A 16,724-nucleotide genomic window follows, 5' to 3' on the forward strand; every position below is an offset into this window, starting at 1 on the left:
GTCTCCAAGATCATCGACTGAGCCGGAACCGACCGAGGCAAGATCGGGGTGGACCACAGCGTCCACCCCCCTGCAATTCAGAGGCCGACGTGGGGGCGCGCTGCCGCCGCCGCGGTCTCGTTCAAAAGGTCGGTGAGCGACGCGCGCAACCGGGCCTGATCATCCACGGACCGGCGCGCCGGGGCCTCGGTCCAGCGCCGGAACACGTAGCGCCCGCGGCCGAAGGGGCGGGGCAAGGCCATGCTGTCCCAGCTGTCCAGTTCGCGCTGGCGGCTGTGCGCAAAGGCGTAAGTATAGACCGGGCAGCCCATCGCACGGGCCCAGTCCAGCGGCGCATCCTTGAGGGCAAAGGCCGGGCCGTTCGGCCCGTCGCCGGTGATGCCGGCGCTGACACCCGCCCGGGTCTGACGCAGAACCGCGCGCGCGGCCCGCAGGTTCGATCTGCGCCTGTCGATCTGCATCGACCGCTGACCGAAGTGGCGATAAAGTGCCCCGGCCGCGCGCCCGATCGGCGACGCATCATGGATGCTGATCAGCGGCCCACCCGCGCCCGGCCAGTGCGCGGGGACCATCAGAAGGTGCTGGTGCCAGACCACCAGAAGGACCGGACCGTGCGCCAGGTCCTGTTGCAGCGCTGCGACCCCCTCGCCGTGCCAGCGCGTGGTGAGGTTGACCGCACGCAGGTAAAGGCCGATGACAAGCGCGGGGAGCCGCGCCGCGAAGGCGGATTGCTCGATGCGGCGGCGCAGACGCTTCATGGGCGTGATCTCCGATGCAGGCTGCGGCCTACATGCGATAATTTCACGCCCGAAGACAAGCCACCCCCTTGATCCCGGAGGCGGCTCGGGATAATCCGGCATCCGATGATCTAGGGGTATAGCTCAGTTGGTAGAGCGACGGTCTCCAAAACCGTAGGTCGCGGGTTCGAGCCCTGCTGCCCCTGCCACCACCATCACGCAACCAATGGCCGCCACAAACCCGCGCGTCCGGGTTGAAACGCGGCCCCGGTCCGCGTATCTCGACGGGGTTCGGAAAAGAGGACATTCCATGGCACGCACCAATCCTGTCCAGTTCATGCAGCAGGTCCGCGCAGAGGTTTCAAAGGTCGTCTGGCCGACCCGCCGCGAGGTCGTCATGACAACGATCATGGTCTTCCTGCTGGCGGCCTTCATGGCCGCTTTCTTCTCGATCATCGATCTGTTCATCCGGATGGGGCTGGAGGGCGTGCTTAACGCCTTCGGGTGAGCGCCCCCGGAAAGCCGCGATACCCCCTTGAATTCAGGGGCGCATGGCGGTATTGCCAGCGAACTTTCCGGACGGGCGTGCGGCGAATCGCGTTGCGCGCCGCTTTTCTTTTTTAGAAAGCGCGCGTCAAGCGTTTGGAGCAATTGGAAATTTTTGGCTTTCGGGCCGCGGACGACGGGGTGTCGAACAACATGGCGAAACGTTGGTATTCGGTGAGCGTTCTCTCGAACTTCGAGAAAAAGATCGCCGAGCAGATCCGCACCAAGGTTGCCGAAAAGGGCCTGGAGGATCAGATCGACGAGGTTCTGGTCCCCACAGAAGAGGTGATCGAGGTCCGCCGCGGCAAGAAAGTCACGGCCGAGCGGCGCTTCATGCCGGGCTACGTGCTGGTGCACATGGAAATGTCGGACGAGGGGTATCACCTCATCAACGGCATCAACCGCGTCACCGGCTTTCTCGGGCCGCAGGGGCGGCCGATGCCGATGCGCGATGCCGAGGTCCAGTCTATCCTGGGCCGCGTCGCCGAGGGCGAGGAGGCCCCGCGCACGCTGATCTCGTTCGAGATCGGCGAGAAGGTCAAGGTCAACGATGGCCCGTTCGAGGATTTTGACGGCATGATCGAGGCCGTGGACGACGACAACCAGCGCCTGAAGGTGGCGGTGTCGATCTTCGGCCGGGAAACCCCGGTCGAACTGGAATTCACGCAGGTCACCAAGCAGGTCTGAGTGAAGCAATCGTGGGAGCCGCGGCGCGCGCGCGTGTCCGGGCTGACCACGACGACGCAGACGGGGCGGGACGCGTTTCGCCCCCAGTTGGAGCAAAAGGAGAGGCCAGATGGCCAAGAAACTCGCCGGCAAGATGAAGCTGCAGATCCCTGCAGGTCAGGCCAACCCGTCGCCGCCCGTGGGCCCCGCCCTCGGCCAGCGCGGTATCAACATCATGGAGTTCTGCAAGGCGTTCAACGCCAAGACGCAGGAGATGGAGCAGGGCGCGCCGTGCCCCACCGAAATCACCTACTATCAGGACAAGTCCTTCACGCTGGAGATCAAGACGCCGCCTGCGGCCTATTATCTCAAGAAGGCGGCGAACCTGAAGTCCGGGGCGACCACCCCGTCGCGCCAGACCGTGGGCACTGTCACCAAGAAGCAGGTGCAGGAAATTGCCGAGGCCAAGATGCAAGACCTCAGCGCCAACGACATGGAAAGCGCCATGAAAATCATTCTTGGCTCGGCCAAGTCCATGGGCATCGAGGTGAAATAAGATGGCAAAGCTTGGAAAACGCGCCCGCGCCGCGCGTGCGGTCGTCAAGGGCAAGGAAAACGTCTCGGTCACCGAGGCCGTGTCGTTGATCAAGGACAACGCAAAGGCGAAATTTGACGAGACCGTCGAGGTCGCCGTATGCCTCGGGGTGGATCCCCGCCACGCCGACCAGATGGTGCGCGGCAAGGTCAATCTGCCCAACGGCACCGGCAAGACCGTCCGCGTGGCCGTCTTCGCCCGCGGCGACAAGGCCGAGGAGGCCAAGGCCGCCGGGGCCGACATCGTCGGCGCCGAGGACCTGATGGAGACAATCCAGGGCGGCACGATCGAGTTCGATCGCTGCATCGCGACACCTGACATGATGCCCGTCGTCGGCCGTCTGGGCAAGATCCTGGGCCCGCGGAACCTGATGCCGAACCCCAAGATCGGCACCGTGACCATGGACGTCAAGGAGGCCGTCGAGGCCGCCAAGGGCGGCGAGGTCCAGTTCAAGGTCGAGAAGGCGGGCGTCGTCCATGCCGGCATCGGCAAGGCGAGCTTCGACGCCAAGCAGCTAGAAGAGAACCTTCTGGCCTTCGTGGATGCGGTGCAGAAGGCCAAGCCGGCCGGCGCCAAGGGGTCCTACATTAAGAAGATCGCGCTGAGCTCGACCATGGGCCCCGGCGTGACCGTTGCGGTGGACAGTGCCACCGGCAACGCCTGAGAGATTCCGCGCCCCTTGGGGGTGCTGAATGGCGGGGCCGGACCATCGGCCCCGTCCTGTCCGAGACGGAGGGTTGGATTTCGGTCCGGTAATTCCTTCCCGAGATGGGGAACGAGACGAGATTTCCGTTTGGGTCGGCTTCGACCCTCGGGCGATCAAGGCCTCGGGACCCTCACGGACCCGAACGGTGGTGAAAGCCGCCAAACTTGAGCCGGGGAGCAATCCCCATACTTGGAGTGAAACTGTGGATAGAGCCCAGAAAGAGAAAGTGGTCGATGAACTCGGCCAGATCTTCGAAAGCTCTGGCGTCGTGGTGGTTGCCCACTACGAGGGCCTGACAGTTGCCGAAATGCAGGACCTGCGCGCCCGTATGCGCGACGCGGGCGGGTCCGTGCGCGTTGCCAAGAACAGGCTCGCCAAGATCGCCCTCGAGGGGAAGCCGTGCGAAAGCATTGCGAACCTGATGACGGGCATGACCGTGCTTTCCTATTCCGAAGACCCCGTGGCTGCGGCCAAGGTGGTTCAGGACTACGCCAAGGACAACAGCAAACTTGTTGTCCTCGGCGGTGCGATGGGAGAGACGGTCCTGGACGCCGCCGGTGTCGAACGTGTGGCCAAGATGCCGTCCCGCGAGGAGCTTATCGCCTCCATCGCCGGTTGCATCGTGGCGCCTGCGTCGAACATCGCCGGGGCCTTTGGCGCACCTGCTTCGAACATCGCGGGCATTCTCTCGACCATCGAAGAGAAAGCTGCCTGAGCAACTGAACTGCCCTCGTGGGGCCAAGACCCCGACGTTGGAACACACCTGACTAGAACGGAAACAGTAAAATGGCTGATCTGAAGAAACTTGCTGAAGAGATCGTGGGTCTGACCCTTCTCGAGGCCCAGGAACTGAAAGAAATCCTCAAGGACGAATACGGCATCGAGCCCGCTTCGGGCGGCGCCGTCATGATGGCCGGCCCCGCCGACGGCGGCGGCGGGGCCGCCGAAGAGGAGCAGACCGAATTCGACGTCGTCCTCAAGAGTGCTGGCGCCTCCAAGATCAACGTGATCAAGGAAGTCCGCGGGGTCACCGGCCTCGGCCTGAAAGAGGCCAAGGAACTGGTCGAGAGCGGCGGCAAGATCAAGGAAGGCGTCGACAAGGCCGAAGCCGAAGAGATCAAGGGCAAGCTGGAAGACGCCGGCGCCGAGATCGAGGTGGCCTGAGGCACGCCCTTTGGGGGCGGGTCGGGGGTGCAGACCCCCGCCCGGCCGCGACAACACTGGCTGGACCCGTTGAAAAACGGGTCCAGCCGAACCCGTCTTAAAGGCCGCATTCGCGGATGCAGCCTTTTGGATCGGTTCAAAGGTCGGGAGGCACCCGGTGGGACGGGGGCCAGGAATTGACCGAAACGATCCGCTCTCACGCGGGGTCCGCGCCGCCGCCCCACGGCCCGGATCACCAGCAGAGACTGAAAGGTGACAAAGCATATGGCGACCACGTTCCTCGGCCAGAAACGCTTGCGCAAGTATTACGGCAAAATCCGTGAAGTTCTTGAAATGCCGAACCTCATCCAGGTTCAGAAATCCAGCTACGACCTGTTCCTCGATTCCGGCGAGGGCCCCGAGCCGCTCGATGGCGAGGGCATCAAGGGTGTCTTTCAATCGGTGTTCCCGATCAAGGATTTCAACGAGAATTCGGTCCTCGAATTCGTCCGCTATGACCTGGAAAAGCCCAAGTATGACGTCGAGGAATGCCAGCAGCGCGACATGACCTATGCCGCGCCGCTCAAGGTGACGCTGCGCCTGATCGTCTTCGACGCCGACGAGGACACCGGTGCCAAGTCGGTCAAGGACATAAAGGAACAGGATGTGTTCATGGGCGACATGCCCCTGATGACCGAGAACGGAACCTTTATCGTCAACGGCACCGAGCGGGTCATCGTTTCCCAGATGCACCGTTCGCCCGGCGTTTTCTTTGACCATGACAAGGGCAAGACGCACAGTTCGGGCAAGCTGCTCTTTGCCTGCCGGATCATTCCCTATCGCGGGTCCTGGCTCGATTTCGAGTTCGACGCCAAGGATCTTGTCTATGCGCGCATAGACCGCCGCCGCAAGCTGCCGGTGACGACCCTGCTCTATGCGCTGGGGCTCGACCAGGAAAGCATCATGGATGCCTATTACGACACGGTCGACTATGCCTTCGACAAGAAAAAGCAGGCCTGGAAGACCAAGTTCTTCCCCGAGCGCGTGCGCGGCACCCGTCCGACGCACGACCTTGTCGATGCCCAGACCGGTGAAGTGATCGCCGAGGCCAGCAAGAAGATCACGCCCCGCGCGGTCAAGAAGCTGATCGACGAGGGTGCCGTCACGGACCTGCTGGTGCCCTTCGAAACCATCGTCGGCAAGTTCGTCGCCAAGGACATCATCAACGAGGAAACCGGCGCCATCTACGTCGAGGCCGGCGACGAGCTGACCCTCGAGATGGACAAGGACGGCGAGATCATCGGCGGCACCGTCAAGGATCTGCTGGATGCCGGCGTCACCTCGATCCCGGTGCTGGACATCGACAACATCAACGTCGGTCCGTACATGCGCAACACCATGGCGCAGGACAAGAACATGGACCGCGAGAGCGCGCTCATGGACATCTACCGCGTCATGCGCCCGGGCGAGCCGCCCACCGTTGATGCCGCCAGCGCGCTGTTCGACACGCTGTTCTTCGACAGCGAACGTTACGACCTGTCCGCCGTGGGCCGCGTCAAGATGAACATGCGCCTGAACCTGGATGCCGAGGACACCCAGCGCACCCTGCGCCGCGAGGATATCGTGGCCTGCATCAAGGCGCTGGTGGACCTGCGCGACGGCCGCGGCGACATCGACGACATCGACCACCTTGGCAACCGCCGGGTACGCTCGGTCGGCGAACTGATGGAGAACCAGTACCGCGTCGGCCTGCTGCGCATGGAACGCGCCATCAAGGAGCGCATGTCCAGCGTCGAGATCGACACGGTGATGCCGCAGGACCTGATCAATGCCAAGCCTGCCGCCGCTGCGGTGCGCGAATTCTTCGGGTCCTCGCAGCTGTCACAGTTCATGGACCAGACCAACCCGCTGTCGGAAGTGACGCACAAGCGCCGCCTCTCGGCGCTCGGGCCCGGCGGCCTGACCCGTGAACGGGCCGGCTTCGAGGTGCGCGACGTGCATCCGACCCACTATGGCCGCATGTGCCCGATCGAGACGCCGGAAGGGCCGAACATCGGTCTGATCAACTCGCTGGCCACCTATGCGCGCGTGAACAAGTACGGCTTCATCGAGACCCCTTACCGCGTCGTCCAGGACGGCCAGGTCTCGGACGAGGTGCACTACATGTCCGCCACCGAGGAGATGCGCCATACGGTCGCCCAGGCCAATGCCAACCTCGGTTCGGACATGAAGTTCGTCAACGACCTGGTCTCGACCCGGCAGAACGGGGAATACACCCTGGCCCCGAACGAGAACGTGGACCTGATCGACGTCAGCCCCAAGCAGCTGGTCTCGGTCGCGGCCTCGCTGATCCCGTTCCTGGAAAACGACGACGCCAACCGCGCGCTGATGGGCTCGAACATGCAGCGTCAGGCGGTGCCGACGCTGCGGTCCGAGGCGCCGTTGGTTGGCACCGGGATCGAGGGGAAGGTCGCCATCGATTCGGGCGCGGCGATCCAGGCCCGGCGGGCCGGGATCATCGACCAGGTCGACGCCCAGCGGATCGTGATCCGCGCCACCGAGGATCTCGAGGTCGGCGACCCCGGCGTCGACATCTACCGGATGCGCAAGTTCCAGCGGTCGAACCAGAACACCTGCATCAACCAGCGTCCGCTGGTGAAGGTGGGTGACATGGTCGGCAAGGGCGAAGTGATCGCCGATGGCCCATCGACGGACATCGGCGAGCTGGCCCTGGGCAAGAACGTGGTAACTGCATTCATGCCCTGGAACGGCTACAACTACGAGGACTCGATCCTGATCTCGGAACGCATCGTCAAGGACGACGTGTTCACCAGTGTCCACATCGACGAGTTCGAGGTCGCTGCCCGCGACACCAAGCTCGGCCCGGAAGAGATCACCCGCGACATCCCCAACGTCGGCGAGGAAGCTCTGCGCAACCTCGACGAGGCGGGCATCGTCTACATTGGTGCCGAGGTGGGGCCGGGCGATATCCTGGTGGGCAAGATCACCCCCAAGGGCGAAAGCCCGATGACACCGGAAGAAAAGCTCTTGCGGGCGATCTTCGGCGAAAAGGCGAGCGACGTGCGCGACACCTCGCTGCGCCTGCCGCCGGGGGACTACGGCACGATCCTCGAGGTGCGCGTCTTCAACCGCCACGGCGTTGAAAAGGATGAACGCGCGCTGCAGATCGAGCGCGAAGAGGTCGAGCGGCTGGGCCGTGATCGCGACGACGAGATGGCGATCCTGGATCGCAACATCTATGCGCGGCTGAACTCGATGCTGGTCGGCAAGACCGTTGCCAAGGGCCCCCGGGGCATCAGCGCGGGCACCGAGATCACGCCCGATCTTCTCGAGGAATTGCCGCGCAGCCAGTGGTGGCAGCTGGCCCTCAAGGAGGAGGAAGACGCTCAGGTCGTCGAGGCGCTCAACGAACAGTACGAGGCGCAGAAGCGCCAGCTGGACGCCCGTTTCGAGGACAAGGTCGAGAAGGTCCGCCGCGGCGACGACCTGCCGCCCGGCGTGATGAAGATGGTCAAGGTCTTCGTGGCCGTGAAGCGCAAGCTTCAGCCCGGCGACAAGATGGCCGGTCGTCACGGCAACAAGGGCGTCATCTCCAAGGTGGTCCCGGTCGAGGACATGCCGTTCCTGCAGGACGGGACCCCGGTCGATTTCGTGCTCAACCCGCTGGGCGTGCCCAGCCGGATGAACGTCGGCCAGATCCTCGAAACCCACATGGGCTGGGCAGCCCGCGGCCTGGGCAACCAGATCGAGGACGCCCTGGGCGAATACCGGCGGTCGGGCGACCTGACCCCGGTGCAGGACGCCATGAAGATCGCCTATGGCGAGGAGGTCTACGATGAGGGCATCGCCGGCATGTCGGACAAGCAACTTCTCGAGGCGGCCGGCAATGTCACGAACGGGGTGCCGATCGCCACGCCGGTCTTCGACGGGGCGAAGGAGGATGATGTCAACGACTCGCTGCGCCGCGCAGGGTTCGACGAATCCGGGCAGTCGCTCCTTTATGACGGCCGCACGGGCGAGCAGTTCAGCCGCCCTGTGACGGTCGGCATCAAGTATCTGCTCAAGCTTCACCACCTTGTCGACGACAAGATCCACGCCCGCTCGACAGGCCCCTACAGCCTGGTCACCCAGCAACCTCTGGGCGGCAAGGCGCAGTTCGGCGGCCAGCGCTTCGGCGAGATGGAGGTCTGGGCGCTGGAAGCCTACGGTGCCGCCTACACCCTGCAGGAGATGCTGACCGTGAAGTCCGACGACGTGGCCGGTCGCACCAAGGTCTACGAGTCGATCGTCAAGGGCGAGGACAACTTCGAGGCCGGTGTGCCCGAGAGCTTCAACGTGCTCGTGAAGGAAGTCCGCGGCCTCGGCCTCAACATGGAACTCCTGGACTCGGAGGAGGACGACTGAGGGTTTTCGACGAAAATCCCTGCGGCACGGTTTTTAGTCAAAAACCGTGCCCGCGCTCCCCTTCCAGCCCGTATTTCGAGGGAAAGACATGAACCAGGAACTGACCAACAACCCGTTCAATCCGAACGCCCCGGCCAAGATCTTTGACGAGATCAAGGTCTCTCTTGCCTCGCCCGAGCGGATCCTCTCGTGGTCCTTCGGCGAGATCAAGAAGCCCGAAACCATCAACTACCGCACCTTCAAGCCCGAGCGTGACGGGCTGTTCTGCGCGCGTATCTTCGGCCCGATCAAGGACTACGAATGCCTGTGCGGCAAGTACAAGCGCATGAAGTATCGCGGCGTCGTCTGTGAGAAGTGCGGCGTCGAGGTGACGCTTCAGAAGGTCCGGCGCGAGCGCATGGGCCACATCGAACTGGCTGCGCCCGTCGCTCATATCTGGTTCCTCAAGTCGCTGCCCAGCCGCATCGGCCTGATGCTGGACATGACCCTGCGCGACCTGGAGCGTGTCCTCTACTTCGAGAACTACGTGGTGATCGAACCCGGCCTGACCGACCTGAAATACGGCGCGCTGATGACCGAGGAGGAATTCCTCGACGCGCAGGACCAGTACGGCATGGACGCCTTCACCGCCAACATCGGGGCCGAGGCGATCCGCGAGATGCTGGCCCAGATCGACCTGGAGGCCGAGGCCGAGCAGCTGCGCGAGGACCTCAAGGAGGCCACGGGCGAGTTGAAGCCCAAGAAGATCATCAAGCGCCTGAAGGTCGTGGAGAGCTTCATCGAGAGCGGCAATCGTCCGGAATGGATGATCATGACCGTGGTGCCGGTGATCCCGCCGGAACTGCGCCCGCTGGTCCCGCTGGACGGGGGGCGGTTCGCGACGTCTGACCTGAACGACCTGTATCGCCGGGTGATCAACCGTAACAACCGCCTCAAGCGACTGATCGAGCTGCGCGCGCCCGACATCATCGTGCGCAACGAAAAGCGGATGCTGCAGGAATCTGTCGATGCGCTGTTCGACAACGGCCGCCGCGGCCGCGTCATCACCGGGGCCAACAAGCGCCCGCTGAAATCGCTGTCGGACATGCTCAAGGGCAAGCAGGGTCGCTTCCGCCAGAACCTTCTGGGCAAGCGGGTCGATTTCTCGGGCCGGTCGGTCATCGTGACCGGGCCGGAACTGAAGCTGCACCAGTGCGGGTTGCCCAAGAAGATGGCGCTCGAACTGTTCAAGCCGTTCATCTATTCGCGGCTTGAAGCAAAGGGGCTGTCGAGCACCGTCAAGCAGGCCAAGAAGCTGGTCGAGAAGGAACGCCCCGAGGTCTGGGACATCCTCGACGAGGTGATCCGCGAACATCCCGTGCTGCTCAACCGCGCGCCGACGCTGCACCGTCTGGGCATCCAGGCCTTCGAGCCGATCCTGATCGAGGGCAAGGCGATCCAGCTGCACCCGCTGGTCTGTTCGGCCTTCAACGCCGACTTCGACGGCGACCAGATGGCCGTGCACGTTCCGCTGAGCCTCGAAGCCCAGTTGGAAGCGCGCGTCCTGATGATGTCCACCAACAACGTCCTGTCGCCCGCCAACGGCGCCCCGATAATCGTGCCCTCGCAGGACATGATCCTGGGGTTGTACTACACGACGATCGAACGCGCCGGGATGAAGGGCGAAGGCATGGTCTTTGGCTCGGTCGAAGAGGTCGAGCACGCCATGGCTGAAGGCGTGGTGCACATGCACGCCAAGATACAGGCGCGCGTCAAGCAGATCGACGAGACGGGCCAGGAGGTCTTCAAGCGGTATGACACCACGCCGGGCCGGGTCCGGCTGGGCGCGATGTTGCCGCTGAACGCCAAGGCGCCCTTCGAGCTGGTCAACCGCCTGCTGCGCAAGAAGGAGGTGCAGCAGGTCATCGACACCGTCTATCGCTACTGCGGCCAGAAGGAATCGGTGATCTTCTGCGATCAGATCATGACGCTGGGCTTCCGCGAGGCCTTCAAGGCCGGGATTTCCTTCGGCAAGGACGACATGGTCATCCCCGACACCAAGTGGGGGCTGGTCGAGGAGACACGCGGTCACGTCAAGGACTTCGAGCAACAGTACATGGACGGCCTGATCACCCAGGGCGAGAAGTACAACAAGGTCGTCGATGCCTGGTCCAAGGCCAATGACCATGTCACCGAGGCGATGATGGCGACGATCTCGGCCGAACGCACCGACGAGACCGGTGCCGTGATGGAGCCGAACTCCGTCTACATGATGGCCCACTCCGGGGCGCGTGGTTCTGTCACCCAGATGAAGCAGCTGGGCGGGATGCGCGGCCTGATGGCCAAGCCGTCGGGCGAGATCATCGAGACGCCGATCATCTCGAACTTCAAGGAAGGCCTGACCGTGCTGGAGTATTTCAACTCCACCCACGGGGCGCGGAAGGGCCTGTCGGACACCGCGCTGAAGACGGCCAACTCGGGCTATCTGACCCGGCGTCTGGTCGATGTCGCGCAGGATTGCATCGTGCGCGAGGCAGATTGCGGCACCGACCGCGCGATCACCGCGGAACCGGCGATCAACGATGGCGAGATCGTCTCGACCATGAGCGAGCGTATCCTGGGCCGCGTCGCGGCCGAGGACGTGACCGTGCCGGGCGGCGACGCGGTGCTGGTGAAAACCGGTGAACTGATCGACGAACGCATGGCGGACGCGATCGAGGAGGCCGGTGTCGTCAAGATGAAGATCCGCAGCCCGCTGACCTGCGAGGCCGAGGACGGCGTCTGCGCCCAGTGCTACGGGCGTGACCTGGCTCGCGGCACGCAGGTGAACATCGGCGAGGCGGTGGGCATCATCGCCGCGCAGTCCATCGGCGAGCCGGGCACCCAGCTGACGATGCGGACCTTCCATATCGGTGGGGTTGCGCAGGGCGGGCAGCAGTCCTTCCTGGAATCCTCGGTGGCCGGCAAGATCGCGTTCCGGGATGCGCAGATCCTCGAGAACTCGGCCGGCGAACCGATCGCCATGGGCCGCAACATGGCCATCGCCCTGCTCGACGAGTCGGGGGAAGAACTGACCACGCACAAAGTCGGTTACGGCTCGAAAATCTTCGTCAAGGAGGGCCAGCAGGTCGAACGGGGTGACAAGCTCTACGAGTTCGACCCCTACACCCTGCCGATCATCGCCGAGAAGGCGGGGACGGCCAAGTTCGTGGACCTGGTCAACGGCGTCGCCGTGCGCGAGGAAACGGACGATGCCACCGGCATGACCCAGAAGATCGTGTCGGATTGGCGCGCCGCGCCCAAGGGCAACGAGCTCAAGCCGGAAATCCTGATCGTGGGCGATGATGGTGAACCCGTCCGCAACGACGCGGGCCACCCGGTGACTTACCCGATGTCGGTCGACGCGGTGCTTTCGGTCGAGGAGGGTCAGAAGATCGATGCCGGCGACGTGGTCGCGCGCATCCCGCGCGAAGGGGCCAGGACCAAGGACATCACCGGCGGTCTGCCGCGGGTGGCCGAACTGTTCGAAGCCCGTCGCCCCAAGGATCACGCCATCATCGCCGAGATCGACGGCCACGTCCGCTTTGGCAAGGACTACAAGAACAAGCGCCGCATCGCGATCGAGCCCACGGACGATTCGATCGAAAAGGTCGAGTACATGGTGCCCAAGGGCAAGCATATCCCCGTGCAGGAAGGCGACTTCGTGCAGAAGGGCGACTATGTCATGGGCGGCAATCCGGCACCGCATGACATCCTGTCGATCCTGGGGGTCGAGGCGCTGGCCGACTACATGATCGACGAGGTGCAGGACGTCTATCGCCTGCAGGGCGTGAAGATCAACGACAAGCACATCGAGGTGATCGTGCGCCAGATGCTGCAGAAGTGGGAAATCCTCGACAGTGGGGATTCGACGCTTCTCAAGGGCGAGCATCTCGACAAGCAGGAACTGGAGGCGGCCAACGAGAAGGCGATCTCCAAGGGCGGGCGTCCGGCAACTGGCGAGCCGATCCTGCTTGGCATCACCAAGGCGTCGCTGCAGACCCGCAGCTTCATCTCGGCGGCCTCCTTCCAGGAGACCACGCGGGTGCTGACCGAGGCCTCGGTGCAGGGCAAGCGCGACAAGCTGGTGGGCCTGAAAGAGAACGTCATCGTCGGCCGGTTGATCCCGGCCGGGACAGGCGGGGCCGCCCAGCGGGTCCAGCGCGTGGCGCAGGAACGCGACAATGTCGTTGTCGAAGCGCGCCGCGAAGAGGCCGAGGCCGCAGCGGCCCTCGCCGCGCCTGACGAGGACAGCGACAACGTGATCGGCGGCGATCCGTTCGACACGCTTGTCTCCGACACCCCCGAAGATCGGGACGACTGACGCCGGCTCGTTTCGGACCTGACAGGAAAGACCCCGCCACAGCGCGGGGTCTTTTCGCGTCTGGCCAAGGGCTCGCGGGCCGTGGCCAGCGGCCGTTCCGCCCGGCCAGGGCCGTGTGACGGCAAAGACCTGACACATCGGGTCCGCGGGCTGTTGACAGCCCCCCCGACTCCACCTATAGACCAGCGCACTCGGCAGGGGTCTTGCGCCTCAATCCCGAGTATCAGAATTCCAGTGGTCAAGATCCGGCCTCTTGCTGGCCCGATCCTCTGAATAGCCCACCGCACCGTTCCTCCGGTAAGGGAACGACTGCGGGATTGTCGTGCTTTGTGGACGCATAAGGCGCGTGAACCGAAAACAGCGGACCGTCAGGTTTGCGACACATGTGCAGGAAGCGGGGAACAGAGCCCAATGCCAACGATCCAGCAGCTGATCCGGAAGCCCCGGCAGCCCAAAGCCAAACGCCAGAAGTCCCTTCACCTTGAAGGCAACCCGCAGAAGCGCGGCGTCTGCACGCGTGTCTACACCACGACACCGAAGAAGCCGAACTCGGCCATGCGGAAAGTGGCCAAGGTGCGCCTGACCAACGGCTACGAGGTCATCAGCTATATTCCCGGTGAGAAGCACAACCTCCAGGAGCACTCCGTTGTCCTGATCCGCGGCGGCCGTGTGAAGGACCTTCCCGGCGTCCGCTATCACATCCTGCGCGGCGTGCTGGACACCCAAGGGGTCAAGGACCGCAAGCAGCGCCGCTCGAAGTACGGCGCCAAGCGTCCCAAGTAAGAGGAAGAACAGATGTCTCGTCGTCACGCCGCAGAGAAGCGCGAAGTCCTGCCCGACGCCAAGTTCGGTGACCGGGTGCTCACCAAGTTCATGAACAACCTGATGTACCACGGCAAGAAGTCCGCCGCCGAGGGCATCGTCTACGGCGCCTTCGACCGGGTCGAGGGCAAGCTCAAGAAGGCCCCGGTGGAGGTGTTCCACGAGGCACTGGACAACATCAAGCCGGCCGTCGAGGTCCGCTCGCGCCGTGTCGGTGGTGCCACCTACCAGGTGCCCGTCGAGGTCCGCCCGGAACGGCGTGAGGCGCTGGCGATCCGCTGGCTCATCAAGGCGGCCCGGTCGCGCAACGAAAACACCATGGAAGAGCGCCTGGCCGGCGAGCTCGTAGATGCGGTCAACGGCCGCGGCACCGCGGTCAAGAAGCGCGAAGACACCCACAAGATGGCCGACGCCAACAAGGCGTTCAGCCATTACCGCTGGTAATTCAACACTCTTTGAGGACTAGGCCAAATGGCACGCGATTATCCCCTCGACCGATACCGCAACTTCGGGATCATGGCCCACATCGACGCGGGCAAGACGACCTGCTCGGAGCGCATCCTGTTCTACACGGGCAAATCCCACAACATCGGGGAAGTCCATGACGGCGCCGCCACCATGGACTGGATGGAGCAGGAGCAAGAGCGTGGCATCACGATCACCTCGGCCGCGACCACCACGTTCTGGGAGCGCACCGAGGACGGCAAGGAGCCGGACTCGCTCAAGCACCGCATGAACATCATCGACACTCCCGGTCACGTGGACTTCACCATTGAGGTCGAGCGGTCGCTTGCCGTGCTCGACGGGGCCATTTGCGTGCTGGATGCCAACGCCGGTGTCGAGCCCCAGACCGAGACCGTCTGGCGCCAGGCCGACCGGTATCAGGTGCCGCGGATCGTTTTCGTCAACAAGATGGACAAGATCGGGGCCGACTACTTCAACTGCGTGCGCATGATCGAAGAGCGCACCGGCGCCCGCGCCGTGCCCGTGTCCCTGCCCATCGGGGCCGAGCACGAGCTGGAAGGCGTCATCGACCTTGTCACGATGAAGGAATGGGTTTGGCGCGGCGAGGATCTGGGGGCCACATGGTTCCAGGAGGACATTCGCGACAGCCTGAAAGAGATGGCCGAGGAATGGCGCGGCAAGATGGTCGAGGCCGCCGTCGAAATGGACGACGATGCCATGATGGCCTACCTCGACGGCGAGGAGCCTGACGTGCCGACCCTGCGCAAGCTTCTGCGCAAGGGCACGCTGGATCTGACCTTCGTGCCGGTTCTGGGCGGGTCCGCCTTCAAGAACAAGGGGGTTCAGCCGCTTCTGAACGCCGTGATCGACTATCTGCCCAGCCCGATGGACGTCGTCGATTACATGGGCTTCGCCCCCGATGACGAGACCGAGACTCGCAACATCCCGCGCCGCGCGGATGACGAGATGCCGTTCTCGGGCCTGGCCTTCAAGATCATGAATGACCCCTTCGTTGGGTCGCTGACCTTTACCCGGATCTACTCCGGCGTGCTGCGTAAGGGCGAGACGATGCTCAATGCCACCAAGGGCAAGAAAGAGCGTGTCGGCCGCATGATGATGATGCACTCCAACGATCGTACCGAGATCGAGGAAGCCTTCGCCGGCGATATCATCGCCCTGGCCAGCCTCAAGGACACCACCACCGGTGACACGATCTGCGATCCCAAGGCGCCGGTCGTTCTGGAAACCATGACCTTCCCCGAGCCGGTCATCGAGATCGCGGTCGAGCCCAAGACAAAGGGCGACCAGGAAAAGATGTCGCAGGGCCTGGCGCGTCTCGCGGCCGAGGACCCGTCCTTCCGCGTGGAAACCGATCTGGAGTCGGGTCAGACCATCATGAAGGGCATGGGCGAACTTCACCTGGATATCCTGGTGGATCGTCTGAAGCGCGAATTCAAGGTCGACGCCAACATCGGCGCGCCGCAGGTTGCCTATCGCGAAACCATCGGCCACGAGATCGAGCACACCTATACCCACAAAAAGCAGTCGGGTGGGTCGGGCCAGTTTGCCGAGGTCAAGATGGTCATTTCTCCGACCGAACCGGGCGAGGGCTATTCCTTCGAGTCCCGCATCGTTGGCGGCTCGGTGCCCAAGGAATTCATCCCCGGCGTCGAGAAGGGCATCGAAAGCGTGATGGACAGCGGCCCGCTCGCCGGCTTCCCGGTGATCGACTTCAAGGTCGCGCTGATCGACGGCAAGTACCACGACGTCGACTCGAGCGTCATGGCCTTCGAGATCGCCTCGCGCATGGCAATGCGTGAAGGCCTGCGCAAGGCGGGGGCCAAGCTGCTCGAGCCGATGATGAAGGTCGAGGTGATCACGCCGGAGGAGTACACCGGTTCCATCATCGGCGACCTGACCTCGCGGCGCGGCCAGGTGCAAGGCCAGGAGCCTCGCGGCAACGCCATCGCCATCTCGGCCGACGTGCCGCTGGCCAACATGTTCGGCTACATCAACACGCTGCGCTCCATGTCCTCGGGACGCGCGCAGTTCACCATGCAGTTCTCGCACTACGACCCGGTGCCGCAGAACATCAGCGAGGAAATCCAGGCGAGCTTCGCCTGAACACAAACAAATCGGCGGGCCGCGGGTCTGTCGTGACAGCCAAAGGAGGCCATGATGGCAAAGCAAAAGTTCGATCGTTCGAAAGAGCACGTTAACATCGGGACGGTTGGTCACGTTGACCACGGCAAGACGACGCTGACGGCGGCGATCACG

Annotated in this window: 13 protein-coding genes and 1 tRNA gene; 13 read left to right on the forward strand and 1 reads right to left on the reverse strand. The window is 63.7% G+C overall.

Features of this window, described 5'->3' with window-relative positions:
• Window positions 1–77 precede the first annotated feature (77 nt).
• Window positions 78–758, reverse strand: coding sequence for a lysophospholipid acyltransferase family protein (locus ACH107_RS22090; protein ID WP_412507654.1), 681 nt, complete (start codon window positions 756–758; stop codon window positions 78–80).
• Window positions 759–870: 112 nt separating this feature from the next.
• On the opposite strand from ACH107_RS22090, the gene ACH107_RS22095 reads away from it, so the two are divergent.
• From ACH107_RS22095 to ACH107_RS22155, 13 genes are all read left to right on the forward strand, one after another.
• A tRNA-Trp gene (locus ACH107_RS22095) sits at window positions 871–946 on the forward strand.
• A 101-nt stretch (window positions 947–1,047) separates the two neighbouring features.
• Window positions 1,048–1,245: a preprotein translocase subunit SecE gene (secE, locus tag ACH107_RS22100; protein ID WP_412507655.1), complete on the forward strand. Its 198-nt coding sequence runs from the start codon at window positions 1,048–1,050 to the stop codon at window positions 1,243–1,245.
• A gap of 191 nt (window positions 1,246–1,436) precedes the next feature.
• Window positions 1,437–1,970, forward strand: a complete 534-nt coding sequence (nusG, locus tag ACH107_RS22105) for a transcription termination/antitermination protein NusG (protein WP_310691873.1) — start codon at window positions 1,437–1,439, stop codon at window positions 1,968–1,970.
• A 109-nt stretch (window positions 1,971–2,079) separates the two neighbouring features.
• A complete protein-coding gene (rplK, locus tag ACH107_RS22110; protein ID WP_310691871.1) occupies window positions 2,080–2,505 on the forward strand; it encodes a 50S ribosomal protein L11 in 426 nt (141 codons plus the stop codon).
• 1 nt (window position 2,506) lies between these two features.
• Complete coding sequence (gene rplA / locus ACH107_RS22115) at window positions 2,507–3,208, forward strand: 50S ribosomal protein L1 (RefSeq protein WP_412507656.1); 702 nt, start codon at window positions 2,507–2,509, stop codon at window positions 3,206–3,208.
• A gap of 244 nt (window positions 3,209–3,452) precedes the next feature.
• Window positions 3,453–3,965: a 50S ribosomal protein L10 gene (rplJ, locus tag ACH107_RS22120; protein ID WP_310691877.1), complete on the forward strand. Its 513-nt coding sequence runs from the start codon at window positions 3,453–3,455 to the stop codon at window positions 3,963–3,965.
• Between the two features lie 71 nt (window positions 3,966–4,036).
• Window positions 4,037–4,414: a 50S ribosomal protein L7/L12 gene (gene rplL / locus ACH107_RS22125; protein ID WP_310691868.1), complete on the forward strand. Its 378-nt coding sequence runs from the start codon at window positions 4,037–4,039 to the stop codon at window positions 4,412–4,414.
• Window positions 4,415–4,678: 264 nt separating this feature from the next.
• Window positions 4,679–8,818: a DNA-directed RNA polymerase subunit beta gene (gene rpoB / locus ACH107_RS22130; RefSeq protein WP_310691867.1), complete on the forward strand. Its 4,140-nt coding sequence runs from the start codon at window positions 4,679–4,681 to the stop codon at window positions 8,816–8,818.
• A gap of 88 nt (window positions 8,819–8,906) precedes the next feature.
• On the forward strand, window positions 8,907–13,160 hold the full coding sequence (rpoC, locus tag ACH107_RS22135; RefSeq protein WP_412507657.1) for a DNA-directed RNA polymerase subunit beta': 4,254 nt from the start codon (window positions 8,907–8,909) through the stop codon (window positions 13,158–13,160).
• A gap of 411 nt (window positions 13,161–13,571) precedes the next feature.
• A complete protein-coding gene (gene rpsL / locus ACH107_RS22140; RefSeq protein WP_084864138.1) occupies window positions 13,572–13,943 on the forward strand; it encodes a 30S ribosomal protein S12 in 372 nt (123 codons plus the stop codon).
• Between the two features lie 12 nt (window positions 13,944–13,955).
• Window positions 13,956–14,426: a 30S ribosomal protein S7 gene (rpsG, locus tag ACH107_RS22145; protein ID WP_310691864.1), complete on the forward strand. Its 471-nt coding sequence runs from the start codon at window positions 13,956–13,958 to the stop codon at window positions 14,424–14,426.
• 27 nt (window positions 14,427–14,453) lie between these two features.
• Complete coding sequence (gene fusA, locus ACH107_RS22150) at window positions 14,454–16,571, forward strand: elongation factor G (RefSeq protein WP_412507658.1); 2,118 nt, start codon at window positions 14,454–14,456, stop codon at window positions 16,569–16,571.
• A 54-nt stretch (window positions 16,572–16,625) separates the two neighbouring features.
• The coding region (locus ACH107_RS22155) for a GTP-binding protein (RefSeq protein WP_412506982.1) at window positions 16,626–16,724 on the forward strand (99 nt) is incomplete at its 3' end.

It is taken from the genome of Roseovarius halophilus (ex Wu et al. 2025) (genome assembly GCF_047086965.1).

Excerpts from the sequence above, each read along its gene's own strand:
- ACH107_RS22090 (WP_412507654.1), bottom strand. The coding sequence starts at position 758 with ATGAAGCGTCTGCGCCGCCGCATCGAGCAATCCGCCTTCGCGGCGCGG.
- secE (WP_412507655.1), top strand. The coding sequence starts at position 1,048 with ATGGCACGCACCAATCCTGTCCAGTTCATGCAGCAGGTCCGCGCAGAG.
- nusG (WP_310691873.1), top strand. The coding sequence starts at position 1,437 with ATGGCGAAACGTTGGTATTCGGTGAGCGTTCTCTCGAACTTCGAGAAA.
- rplK (WP_310691871.1), top strand. The coding sequence starts at position 2,080 with ATGGCCAAGAAACTCGCCGGCAAGATGAAGCTGCAGATCCCTGCAGGT.
- rplA (WP_412507656.1), top strand. The coding sequence starts at position 2,507 with ATGGCAAAGCTTGGAAAACGCGCCCGCGCCGCGCGTGCGGTCGTCAAG.
- rplL (WP_310691868.1), top strand. The coding sequence starts at position 4,037 with ATGGCTGATCTGAAGAAACTTGCTGAAGAGATCGTGGGTCTGACCCTT.
- rpoB (WP_310691867.1), top strand. The coding sequence starts at position 4,679 with ATGGCGACCACGTTCCTCGGCCAGAAACGCTTGCGCAAGTATTACGGC.
- rpoC (WP_412507657.1), top strand. The coding sequence starts at position 8,907 with ATGAACCAGGAACTGACCAACAACCCGTTCAATCCGAACGCCCCGGCC.
- rpsL (WP_084864138.1), top strand. The coding sequence starts at position 13,572 with ATGCCAACGATCCAGCAGCTGATCCGGAAGCCCCGGCAGCCCAAAGCC.
- rpsG (WP_310691864.1), top strand. The coding sequence starts at position 13,956 with ATGTCTCGTCGTCACGCCGCAGAGAAGCGCGAAGTCCTGCCCGACGCC.
- fusA (WP_412507658.1), top strand. The coding sequence starts at position 14,454 with ATGGCACGCGATTATCCCCTCGACCGATACCGCAACTTCGGGATCATG.